Origin of the sequence: Rhodococcus coprophilus NBRC 100603, from assembly GCF_001895045.1 — a bacterium.
Classification (GTDB): domain Bacteria; phylum Actinomycetota; class Actinomycetes; order Mycobacteriales; family Mycobacteriaceae; genus Rhodococcus; species Rhodococcus coprophilus.
Genome location: NZ_BDAM01000005.1, coordinates 354953 through 367040, shown reverse-complemented (window position 1 = coordinate 367040; position 12088 = coordinate 354953). Strand labels below are relative to the sequence as shown.

The 12088-nt window shown below is 60.3% G+C and carries 4 protein-coding genes; all 4 read right to left on the bottom strand.

Annotation, left to right across the window (positions count from 1 at the left end; genetic code table 11):
- Nucleotides 1–43: 43 nt before the first annotated feature.
- The 4 genes from drmB to RDCOP1_RS10360 are packed head-to-tail and all read right to left on the bottom strand — an operon-like array spanning nt 44 to nt 11878.
- On the bottom strand, nt 44–1897 hold the full coding sequence (gene drmB, locus RDCOP1_RS10375; protein ID WP_072700079.1) for an MrfA Zn-binding domain-containing protein: 1854 nt from the start codon (nt 1895–1897) through the stop codon (nt 44–46).
- Nucleotides 1894–5178, bottom strand: a complete 3285-nt coding sequence (locus tag RDCOP1_RS10370) for a helicase-related protein (RefSeq protein ID WP_072700077.1) — start codon at nt 5176–5178, stop codon at nt 1894–1896. The genes drmB and RDCOP1_RS10370 overlap by 4 nt, the downstream gene beginning before the upstream one ends.
- The gene (locus tag RDCOP1_RS10365) at nt 5175–7079 is read right to left on the bottom strand and encodes a UvrD-helicase domain-containing protein (protein ID WP_072700075.1); all 1905 of its coding nucleotides are present in this window, start codon (nt 7077–7079) and stop codon (nt 5175–5177) included. The genes RDCOP1_RS10370 and RDCOP1_RS10365 overlap by 4 nt, the downstream gene beginning before the upstream one ends.
- Nucleotides 7076–11878 carry a DEAD/DEAH box helicase gene (locus RDCOP1_RS10360; protein WP_072700073.1) on the bottom strand — a complete coding sequence of 1601 codons (4803 nt, stop codon included), beginning with the start codon at nt 11876–11878 and terminating at the stop codon, nt 7076–7078. Before RDCOP1_RS10360 ends, RDCOP1_RS10365 begins: the two co-directional genes overlap by 4 nt.
- Nucleotides 11879–12088: the final 210 nt, after the last annotated feature.

Genomic DNA, 12088 nt, shown 5'->3' with positions numbered 1-12088 from the left:
ATTTTGCTCCTGTCTGAATTCCCGTTACGCGGGGGACGGTGAGTTACGGCAGATCTGCAAAGTAGCCCGGTATCGTGCCCGTTTGGTCTCCGATGAGCATGGCACGATCCAGGAAGCTGTTCATCGATTCACAGCTCGTTTCGGGAAGCAGCGCACAAGCGTGGCACGCCGCGAGATTCACACTTCCCGCACCACTGGATTCCGACTCCATGCACAACGGATCGTTCGAGCACCATTCGGCACGGGCAAGAGCCGCACGCAGCGTCGAGGCCAACTTGTCAGGCTCCCCCTGCGCGACGATCCCGCCGAGACTCCCAGCCGAGTCGCTTGTAGCCGTGTAGATCAGCACGCCGGCCATCTCGGCATCCGAGTACAACCGCTCACGGAGGGCCGACGCCGGATAGCCCGCATCGAGGCTGAACTCGTTGATCAGGACATGCGCGAGCGTATGGAGCAGAAGGAACCGCGGGGTAACGTGTGATTCCACGTGCTTGCCGGTACCTGCCTTCCCCACGCCGGCACGCTCTCGGAGCAGCGCTGTGTGGTTCGCTCGGATCCTGTCTGCACGATCCCTTACCGCACCGTTCTTTTCCCACCGCGACAGCCGAGCTTCGTCCAGCTCGAGGAATACGCCCTCACCGATCACTTCCATCGCAGGCAACCAGCCCGTTTTGTCGCTCATACTAAGTCGTGCGTGGCGATTCTCGGAATCTGCTTCGGAGGGTGCCTCCCCACGAACGAAGGACGACAAGACACGCACTTCTCGCAGCCGCTTCACGAGCATGCTGCCCGCAATTCCAAATTCGCGAACCTCGGTAAGGTCTCCGTCTGGCGCCTCGCAAACGAAGGGCTGGTACTCGGCGACGTGTTCTTCTTTCCGTCCGCGAACCAACGCCTTGTACTCATCCTGACGGAGCGTGCTCGACGTCCTGGTAGGAGGAACGTCGCCGTCTTCGGGTGACACTTCACGTTCCTCGAACGCCTTGACCACTTCGATTACGTCTTCAACACTCGCATTCAGTTTATCGAGCAAACCCTGGCGGTTCTTGAAGTGGAACCGAACGATTTCTTCAGAGGCACCGATGAGCTTCTCCCGCTCGACCAGCGCGTACAGCCCCTCGCCCCACGGCGGAATCGACAGCGCACTGTTCATGATCGGATGCCATGCCGACGACGAGCCTCGCTGCATCACGCGCGGACGCTCATCGCATCGTTCAGGTAGAGAGTTCGACAGCCACGGCGTCTGACCTCCACATCGAATGCCGAGGTCCCTCAGGGCCTGTGCCCGAAACGCGCCTTCCATCGATACATCGGGTACACCGCAATCACATTTGATCACCACAGATCTCAGCGACGCGGTACTTCCATCGGTGTGGAGCGTCAGGGTCCCGCCACACTTGCCGGGCTCTCTGGCCACATCGCGGTGCGCCCACTTCCAATACGGAAAGTCGTCGATATGCCCGTAGTCGCAGGCAATGACGAACCGTGAGGGAACCAAATCCTCGCTGCATTCGTCACAGCGCGCCCGGCCTTTCTCCGAGTTGAACTTGTAAAACCTTTGCAGCACTTTACAGCCTGGGCAGGAATAGAAGTCGGGAAAACGATGCGCCACAACGCCGCCGGTCGCACGATCCGGGTCGGGAGCTGGAGGCAACTTGAAGGAGTCGACCCCGAGGATGTGGGACAACCGACGTTCATATACCGAGACAGCTTCGGAAACGTCCCACGTATCGATGCCGGCAATGATGAACGACTCGTTGTCGACCGCCACCATTGACCCGACACCGTAGGTAGTAACCAACTGTGAGCGCCGAACTGCTCCGAGCTTTCGCGGCGCAGGCTTCGGTGGCGTACCTGCTCCTCTACGGCGACGTGCGGTGTTGGGCGGTGGGGTCATCGAATAGCTCCTGATCGGTTGTTGCCCAAGAACAAAGTTGACTCAGCGTCGACATCACGCAGACTCCAGAGGGTTTCCCATCCGGTGACCTCGTCGGTTCCCGCGTCGAATCCTGCCAAGAGTGCCCTCCGCCCTGTTCCTCTCTTGGCTTCGTAACACAAGTCCGGATAGTCCTGCGCTTCCTGCATCCACCAATCGACGAAATCCGAGCAGTGCAAACGAGTTGCATCCACTTCCTTCCCGTCCACTTTCTTCCCATCCGCGCGCATGACTTCCGAGATCCCAGTGACACGCTCAACGATCGCGGGGATGATCCGCGCTTCGATCTCCTCGACGAAGTCGACGATTCGGCCCGCCGCGTCGTTGTCAGCCGCACTGGGAATCGTGAGCCTCGTCAGAGCGACGATCACCGCGTGCAGGCCACGGTCGCGCGAACGTGCCGAGAATGGTGTAACGCTGGTCGACTCGACCTGGCGGTATAGCGCCGAGTGGAAGGAGGGAAAACGTTCGTAGTGCGACCGGTCACGTGACCGAGCCGAGTTGAACATTATGGCTACCAAGCCAGGGTGCCGACGACCGACACGGCTCGTGGCCTGGATGTACTCGGCGGTGGTCTGTGGTTGGCCCATCACCGCCATCAAACCTAACCGGTCGATGTCGACGCCGACCGAGATCATGTTTGTCGCGAGAAGCACATCGAGTGCGCTCTTGTCCGGCAGGGCAACATCGAGCTTCTTCAGGTGCTGCGGAATGTCACTGGAATCGGCGCGGCTACTCAGTTCGATGATGTCGGTGGCAGAGCGTGCTTCCTCGAGACCGGCGGTGGCAGCCAATAATTCGAGTCGATCTTGCACGTCGTCCAGCACCTGGAGTTCGGCTGCAGACAAGAGACGAAGACTGTTGAAGTACCCGACCAGCGTCCAGTACGCATCGAGCACCGCAGGGTCGACACTCTCGCGCGCAACGTGAGCCGCGTTCAGAAGTGCTGCGTACGTACGGACGAGCAGGGTCGCCTGACTTCCGTTGGGGGTGAACAGTCCCACATACCTTCGAGAAGCTTTGCTTTCACGGGGTGTTTCGACGGCGAACCACGAGTCTCTCGAATCGAGCCCGGACGGGGGGAACTGCGCGACTTTCCGCTCGAACAATGCTCCGACCTGGTCGCCCGCGCGTCGGATGGTCGCGGTCGACGCGATCACCTTCGGTTTATCTGCCAGCAGATCGACTGCCGTTTCGTAGAGGCCGGTGAGCGTTCCCAACGGTCCGGAGATCAGATGCAATTCATCCTGCACCACGAGTTCGGGCGGCGGGGTATCGAGCAGGTCAAGGTTGAACAAAGTGCACGTCTCGGGACGCCACGGCATGGACGCGAACTTGTCGACGGTAGCGATGATCAGGGTTGGGTGCGCGTCGTAGACCGCCTGATCGACGAGGTGAGCTGGAATACCGTCACCTCGATTGAACTCGCACTGCAGATTTGGGCATACGATCAGCATGCGTTGCCGATCGATGTCCACTTCGTAGTTGTCTGCATCCAACGGTTCGCCGCACCAAGGGCACCGCCTCAGCTGCACCGGGTTCTTTCGCTGCAGAGGCTTGTGGGGATTCTTCCGAAGTTCCTCGAGTTGTACCTCGGCGTCCTCCAGGCTGTTCGGTGTAGCGGATTGTCCGACCCACATGCCGATCGAAATGGGCGTCGTGCCGAGCTCCACATGCTTCTCTCTGATCCGGTCCATCGCGCAGATCAGAATTGTCGCCCGCTCGAACTGCTGCAGCGTCAGGAGCCTGAGGGTGTAGCGCATGAGCACCGTGACCCCCGCACCGGTTTCCCCCTCGTTGCGAAGACGCCGCAGAAACACGGAGAAGGCAATCAGACCGAGATAAGCCTCGGTCTTGCCACCACCCGTGGGAAACCAGAGCAGATCTGCGGTCTTTCTGTCGTCGCTCGTCGGCTCGACGATTCCCTCCAAACACAGCAACACGAAAGCGATCTGGAAAGGCCGCCAACGCCCTGCGCCGGTATCCATAATTCCTGTGCGGCCGGCCTTGATCCACACACTGCGTGCACGTTGCTGTGCCATCGCTTGATTCGCGAGTTGGAACGCCAGGAGCACCTCTGGGTGTGCGCCGTCGGACAAGAGTCCGAGTCCACGCCGCATTCGCCTTAGCGCGCGAGAACATTCCTCGACCTGCTTGCGGGCAGCCTCTGCGTACTCGGTCGATCCCAGTGCCTCAGCGTCGGCCCCTCGGTCCTCGATCCAGGTTTCGTAGCCGTCGAGTAGCCCATTGAGCGAGCTGATGACATGTTCGTGGTCGCCCGTGCCGAGGCCCCACATCCCCAGAGCAGCGTCGTCGATTTCGGGGTTCGAGTCGGTCAGCAGAACATCGTGCGTGGGCATGAAATCCGTACGCAGGGACGACACGGCACATCGCTCAGGCATCGGTGTCCGGATGGCCGACGGCGACCACTCCCACGCGACCGAGCATCCATGACCGACAGCGAAGGACGGAGCATGACGATGTAGGAGCCGGCTCAGAGCCTGCTCTTCATCCACCGACCTCCCTCCGATCACACGTTCAACGAACGGTTCGGTCCCATCCGGGCCTTCCACCGCAATCTCGGATTGGAAGAAACATGACGCGTCCTGAAGGTCGTACTCGCCGGTCCGGAGGGTGTTCACAATCGTGACCGTCACCGTGCTGACGCCATGTTCGTCGGCCTTCCGAGCGAGGACACGCAATTCCAATCCCGGACTCAAGGGACGCGGAGCTTGCACACCGGGCGTACCGACGGGGATCGAAACGGGCTCGCACTCGATCGGAATGCGACGCCACCGCTCACGTTGACGCTCAGTGCTGCGTGCTTCACTACGCGTCGGTTCGATAGGAACCCCGTTCTCATCCTCGGGGACATAGCGCGCGGTTCGAACAGTCACGCAGATCGTGTCGGCTACTTCGGTGGCAACACCGAATGTCAACCCCATCGACGACGGCTTGCGCTGGTTGGTGAGGGTTACGCCGAGCTCATCATTGCCCTGTTCGACGTCATCACCCCGGACGACATCAGGGGTTCCTTCCCCACCGACCTCCTCGTCCCCAACTGTTGTCGGCACCTGCCCTACGTGCGGGAACAGGACGCCCACGAGGTACGCGGTGACAGGCGCGTCGTTGGTGAGCAACTCTTCCGGCCCATCCTGAGGGCCCAGCAGGTCGTCTCGGAGTGCGGCACGAATCTCTCGTCGCAGCTTGTAGTGCGCGAGATGTGGCTCGGATTTGCTCATACTCGAACTTCGCTTTCCTTGGAGTCGCCACGCCAGTGGAAACGCCCGAGGCCAGCGAGTCTCGGAGCGAGCCACATTTGAGTAATTAAGCCTGCACGTTCTGTCACTACATCGGAGCCGGCGACGCTCTCGACCAGATCGATGCGCAGACCGGATATGCTTTCGGGCCACGACATCACCTCGGCCCGCGGGAAGGGCTGCAGAAGGCGGTGGAGTTCCCGGCGGAAGCATTCGGAGACCTCCCCGATCTCCCGCTCTTCATGAATGATTCCGTATGGCGGCGTCTGATCCGGTGCCATCGGCAAGTCGTGCAGCCTATGTAACTCGACGGCGTCGCCTATTTGGACCACTTCTCGCAGGTGAGTCTGGATGTCCCGAACCACGGCCCCGTCGGGATATCCCGGGGGAACGGTCTTGTTCACGTCACGTTCGGACGCTTCGACTCCCCGTCGCATCCACTTTTCGCGTCCCCCCACGTACCAACGAGCGATCTTCGTGCTCTTCTGGGCGTTCCGCATCTCCCACAACCGTGGAAGACTCAACCGATATAGGTCGTCACGAGCGCGGGTCAGCCCTACATACAACAGTCTCGCTTCCGACGGTGAGTCTGCATCCTTGTCTCCGGCATCGAGCGCGTCCTGTTCGACGATGATGACCCTGTCGAATTCGAGCCCCTTGGCTCTGTGCACTGTCGACAACACGAGCGGATGTACTGGGATGGCGGTCAGCTCGTCCGGAAGCCTCTCCTCCGCAACGGCCTTCACGAGCGCGCCCACATCGAGACGATTGTTCGGACTCGATGCAACTTTGCGGAGCGACCGCCACACCCGGCCCGCCTGGTCGATAGTGTCGGGGAGTGATCCGTAGATTTCGGTGAACTGTGCCTCGGTCATGGTCGAGCTACGAGTAGCGTTCACCAATTCAGTGACCCATGCAGGCGCTGGCCGAGTTCTCGGTGACCGCTGAATGCGGTGCGCCACTTGATACTTGTTCAGCTGCTCGGATAGCCACAGAACCTGACCATTGGTCCGGCACAGAATCGCAGCGGTCCCGTCGTATTCCCGCAAAGAGCTCTGCACGAACGGGTCGTCAAGACTGCCGAAACTCGGCATTGTCCCCAGGACATGACGTAGTTCGGTGTGCAGTCGAACTCCCTCGGCCCGGGCGGCATCCCCCGCCGATGGCAACGCCTGCAGCTTGGGTCCGAGGTGAAGCGCAGCACGCGCGTCCGGTGTGCGCGCACGGAAGTTCTCGTCGAGAGAGGCCTCGAGCAGCTCGTCCCCGAAGGTCGCACGTACCCAATCGAAGAAGCGGTTTGTCTCCGCAGCTCGCTGAGTGAGGTCTGGGATCTGGAACCCGTAGATCGATTGAGCCGCGTCGCCGACAACAGTGAATCCGCAGTGCCGGCCCAGCCGATCCAGTAGCACCTCGACCATCTCCCGACGTACGCCGACGAGATCTTGGACTTCGTCGATGACAATGTGCGACGGAGGCCCATTCTCGAACGATTCGATAACTCCAGCATCGATCGCATCGATCGCCATCAGGATCCTGTCATCGAAGCTCGTTCCGCCGAGATCCCCCCGATGCGGGTCCATCTGGTACAGCAGCGACGACGCCCACCCATCAAATGTATGCGCCCTTACCCGACGAGCGCTCACGGCATGCCTGTCCACGCGATCGCGTAACTCCCTTACTGCCGCGCGCGAGAAGCTCAACACGAGAATCTCGGAAGCCTCGAGTTCTTCGACCCCGGTCAAGAATTCCAAGCGGTGAAGCAGAGTGGTCGTCTTACCCGTACCAGCTCCAGCTGTGACGAGAACCCATGCATCCCAATCCTGTTCGGCGATCTCCGCCTGCGCTTGCGTGAGAGAGAATCCCGGCTCGACTGTTCCGGTCACCGCGCTTCCTTCTTCCACAGGTACTCGAACTCTGTGAATGCCAGGTTGTTGTCGAAGTTGGTGATGTTGTCCTTGACATCCAGGATCAAGCAGGTGTCCTTACCACCGTTCTTCGGTCCGCGCAGCCCTCGCCCGACCATCTGTTGGTAGGCGTTCGCGCTGTAGACCGGCCGCGCAATGAACACAGCTCGGGTTGCGGGAGCATCGAACCCCTGCGACAGCACGCCATAGTTGGTTATGACGCGGATTTCCCCCTTCCGGAAGCCATCGATCCATCGCCGGCGGTCCGCCGGTGGCGTCGCAGAATCAATTGCGACGGAGCGTATCCCACGATTGCTGAGTTTCGCTGCCAGCAGCTTTGCGTGATCGACCGAAGTAGCAAAGACCAGGACAGGCCAATCATCCGGAAGAGACGAGATCTCGTCGACCAGCACTTTGTTTCGATCTTCATTCGCCGCGAGTCTGCGTTCCGCGCTCCGAGGGAGAAAACCGTTGAGCTTGACGACCTCTGCCAGTTCGTCTTTGTGCAGAACCATATCGGCGCCCTTGAGCTCACGGTGCTCAACCGCCGATAGAATCCGGAGGTCCTGCAGAGCCCTGATCGGTTCACTCCCGAAAACACCCTCGTCGAGCCGACGATTACCGAAGCGCTGAATGAGGCGTCGTGTCAGCTCCGTATCGTTGCGGAACGGTGTCGCCGTGAGCCCCACGAGGTGTCGGGTTGTGCGGTGGTGCGTGAGTTCGAGAGCCTCCAGAATTCTGGTGTACTCCTTGGATATCGCAACATGGGCCTCGTCGACGATCACCAGCGATGCCTTCCTCAGCCAGGCGTACGGTTCCGTGTGGAGATGTTGGGCCAGTTTCGCATCGGTCGCGACAACAAGTTGCGGACGTCCGGTCACAGGTGTCGACGAGTTTCCACTCCACAGTCGGTCGATCACGAGAGGTTGGTCTGCACCGACCTTCTCCCATACGAACTTCCATGATTGGACGGCCTGTTCGCAAAGCTCCGCTGTCTGAGCTATCCACAGGATCGGGCCCGCAGGTGTTCCCGACTCCCGAATCCACCGGATGACTCCTTCAGCAGCGACACGTGTCTTGCCGGCGCCCGTGGGAAGACTCAGCATTGCTCGTTGGGGGGTCGACTTTTGGAGCAACTCGACGAATCTCGTTGCAATTTCCTCCTGGTAGGGGTGCAGTGCCGGGAAGTCTGTGGGCCCGTGAGCAACCTCACGTTCCGGAAGAGTGGGTGTGCTGGCACCGGCGAAGGAATCGGGAAAGCCCAGATCGGTGATGAATTTCAGGGCCGCCGGACCGCCGTCGAACCGATGCGGTGTGCCAGGAATTCGGGCGCTGATTTCTTTCGCATAAACCTTCAACACCCCATCGTCGTGGGCGTTGTAAGCAAGCTCAGCCAACCGGTCCACATCCGGCGCGCAACCCGATTCATGGAACTCGCTTTCCACCAGGCCCGAAGGAAGCCCCTGGCGCAGCTGATCTTCTTCGAGCATTGCAGCCAACTTGGCCGGTATCGATCCTGCTTTCCGAACTGTGTCTGTGCGCGCCCGAACGGCTTTGTCCTCCAATTGCCGACGATGCGCCTCGATGACCTGCCGACAGCCGTGCTGACCGAGTCCGAACCCGAATACACGGTCGGCAGCATAGAGCGCTTCTTCGAAGGAACCCGTGTCGGGAACGAGCACGGTGGAGTCGTCGAGTGCGCTGGACAGCGCGCTGAGCCGAGTGCCGTTCGGTGTGCGGATCACTTCTTCGAGTTCAGCGCAACGTTGAATCATCAGTCCGTTGACCCGAGAACCGAGACGCTGACGAAGGACCGGGTACTCGTCGGCAAGCGCCGTCGCATCGCCGGACGGCACGGAACGTATCCGCTTCTCGATGACATCGGTGACGCGTCTCATACCCCAGTCGTTGATCATCACCTCGACCTGCTCCGCGTCGTCGGGGGAATCGACGAGCAGTGCGGGGTGGTTCTCACGAATGAGTTCCTCGTACTCGTCGCGGGTCACCGCGACTGCGATCGATCCGTCGGGTAATAGATCCCAAGTGTCGCCGACCCGACAACGGACGGTGTCCTCCCCGAGAAGAAGTTCGACGGCAACCCGAATAAGCAAGGCATAGGATCGCCCGACGAACTGGTCGTCCGTGCTGGACTTCACCGACTCGAGAAGGGCACGCCAGCGACCTGATGCGACATCTTCGACTCGGCAGGGAAGCCGGAGGCGCTGCGCCCTGCCCACGCTGATTTCGGCAACAGGAAGTACCTCGGAATACGCCGCCAGTTGAGGACCGACCGCGTCCTGCACCCGCACTGTTCCCAGCGAGGTCTTGACAAATCCGAACTCTTTGAAGAGCCATCGTATGGGTGAAATCACCTGTGCTCGGGTGTTCGAAGCCTTCCCGATTTGCCGCGTCCAATTCTCGACCAGACCCTCTTCAGGTACCGCGGCGAGGAACGCAGCACGGCCTTCCGGAGACAGATGCCTGAAAAGATGCAGCGGGCCCGCCGTTGCGCCACCGTCCAGGCGCATAGTCTGAGGCATTACCGGCCGAGTTGTTGCCGGGAGGGATGCGCAATACGCCTCATACATCGCATCGCGGTACGAGGCGAACCATCCGTCGCCATCCGGCTTGAATCCGGTCATCGGCCTGTCCGCGACCCCGAACTCTCGCAAGATCGAGCGGTCGTTCGCATGAAACTCCATGTCGATCACCAGTTTTGCATCCCTGGATCCATCGGGAGGTACCACCGGACCGGGAAGCATACATGCGTGAAGCGGCTCGAACTTGCCGGTAAGGGTACGGGCGTGCAATGTCGTAGACACGTCTCTGACCCTGGCTGTGATCGCCCTGGCTTGACTGGCTCCGCCTGCCTTGTGGAGAAGCTCCCAAAAGCGCGACCATGACTCGGCCGTATACCCCTCGAAGCCCTGATCGAGGACACTGTGGAATCGACCTTCGGTGTCCGCCTCGCGAATACCGAGGCGATCAAGCATCGGGAGTAGTTCGACGTCGTCGGCGATCCGCTGATCGATATAGATCAGGTCGTCGCGCAGCCCGTCTTCACTGGACCGCCGGAATACCATGCCGGGAGTGGGTGCAACGAGTTTTCCCCCATCGGTCAGGATGATCCGAGCACGGCGGGCATCCGCGGCGTCCTCAGCCGCTTTGGATCCATCCAGATCTTTGGCGAGCAAGTAGGCCAGCACTCGAATCGCAGCCTTCGAGGCATCGACGGTGCCGTCTTCGACGAGGGCTTCAAGCCACTCCCGAAACGAGGCGGGGTTATTGTGTGATGCCGCGTCGAGAATGTGAACCATCTTTCCGCGCCGCGAGCCAGGCCCCTCGACCGAATGATGCACCCAGTCAACGGGCCGTCCCTCGTACGCGCGCCAGAGCTCGAGCGCTCCGTCCGATATTTTCTCCCTGTGGATTCGCAACAATTTAGGAATCTGCAGTACACCGTTTTGATCCGGCAACGATGGGTTACTGGCGGTGAGATTCCAGATGTTCTCAGTCAGGAACTTGCACGCCCAGTTGGGCGACTCGGATTCCCTTGCGCGTCCCGGCAGCAAGGGCAGATATGCGGCCGGGTCCTCCTTCGGTGAAAGTTCTTCCAGCGAACCGACTACGAGTTTGGCCGCAACCTTCAGCAGTTCTGTATTCAGCTCGCTTCCTGCGAGGAGATTCTGCCGATCCTCGTTGGTCTTCCACGCCGCGTTGAGCGCTCCGCTGAGCTGCATCGGATACTTGGTCGGAAAGTACGACCAGAACGTGCCACGCTCAGTGGGAACTGTCAAATAGCGAGAGTCGCGTACGCGAGAGTACTCCGGCACTGCCCAAGAGACATCTATCGTGACGCGACCGTGGAGTTCCCCTGCTCCTTGACGCGACTCGTCGCTGACCACATGAGGAATGCCGAAGACTCGATATGTCTCTGCGGAGGACTTCGCTCCCCCTCGCGCCTGATGAATAGTCCGTAAGTCACCCTTCTGCACACAGGTGATTTCTCGGCGGACTTTCGGCATCACGCTGCGATCCTCGAGGATCACGGTCCCCACCTGCGGAGAAAAGAGCTGGAAAAGATGAGGAAACTCTCGGTTGGTCACGTGCCGGGCGCTGTCGTATCGAATGTCCGCAGACAGCCGTTCTGCTGCACCCGGAATGAGCGGTAACCGAACAACTGTGCTTGCCCAACCGAGCAGCGAATCGAGCACAGTGTCCCGCACTCGCTCGATGTCCACGTCCAGCGACCGCGCCATTCTCAACACCGGAGTGTCTCCGACGGAATTCAACACGCTCAGCGACTTGGACTCACGGGCAGCATTGACAGCACGCAGGATCTCTTCAGCGGACCAATCAGCGTCGAAACCGAATGATCCTGTAGTACTGAAGAATTGCGGCGCCCGAGTCACCGAAAGTACGGACTTGACCCCGACTCCGAACCGTCCGATCTGGCCCCCGCGCTTCTTGGAGACACCCATTCGCAGGATGGTGTCGGCGCCTTCGACCGTCATCGGCGATCCCTCGTTGGCGCAGTACAACATGTCCTCGGTGAGGATCACGTGGATGCGGCCACCCTTGTGCTCGTCGCGCAGTTCGTCGGCGGCATTCTGGACCAACTCGAAGACCTGCCGGTCGCCATATCCACCCTGATGGATCCTGCGTTCACCGTTGGCGTCTTCCTCGATGCGCGCGGGATTGAAAGCGTATGTGCCTAGAGCCAGTTCGGTGAGCTCGGCAACCTTCTGCAGTACTGTGCTGTCCGCAGCTTTGGTCATGTGTACATCCTTGAAAACGAAATGGGGAACCGACGAGCCGTCGGCTGTTTGTGCAGCGAGATTTGTTTTGGGAGGTGAACTCCGGACGTCCAACCGTGTGCGGCGTCCTTCTCGTTGTGCGGCCCTCCCCTGTCTCAGCTGCGTCTGTCTCCGGGTGCCCCGACACCCCCGTGCCCGACATTGTGCACGCAACCACCGACATCTTGATCA